The 360-nt window shown below is 65.6% G+C and carries 1 protein-coding gene; it reads right to left on the bottom strand.

Features of this window, described 5'->3' with window-relative positions; genetic code table 11:
- Positions 1–189, bottom strand: a 189-nt coding sequence (locus EN786_RS36445; protein WP_135910102.1) for a 1-deoxy-D-xylulose-5-phosphate synthase N-terminal domain-containing protein, incomplete at its 3' end; no start/stop codon positions are given.
- Positions 190–360: the final 171 nt, after the last annotated feature.

Genomic DNA, 360 nt, shown 5'->3' with positions numbered 1-360 from the left:
GTGCAGCGCCACTGTCAGTTCGACCACGCCCAGGCCGGCGCCAAGATGGCCGCCGGTGCGGGACACGGCATCGACCAGTTCGGCGCGCAGCTCGGATGCCAATTGCGGCAATTCGCTCTCGGCCAGCGTGCGCAGGTCGGCCGGGATGCGAATCCTGTCGAGAAGCGGCGTATGCGGCGTTGCGTTCACGGTGGGCCCAGACTTTCTGTTCATCGGCGGGATAGGCCGCCGGCCGGCGAAAGTAAATGCGTGTCGGTGACGCGGACGGCCAGCCTCTCGATCCGCTCAGCCTTCCGGCAGCGGAATGAATTCTTGCTCATCGCCGGGAACGATATCGAAGCGGCCCGTCTTCCACTCTTG

This window comes from Mesorhizobium sp. M4B.F.Ca.ET.143.01.1.1, from assembly GCF_004792275.1.
GTDB classification, from domain to species: Bacteria; Pseudomonadota; Alphaproteobacteria; order Rhizobiales; family Rhizobiaceae; genus Mesorhizobium; species Mesorhizobium abyssinicae.
This window is presented reverse-complemented; position numbering and strand designations above follow the sequence as displayed.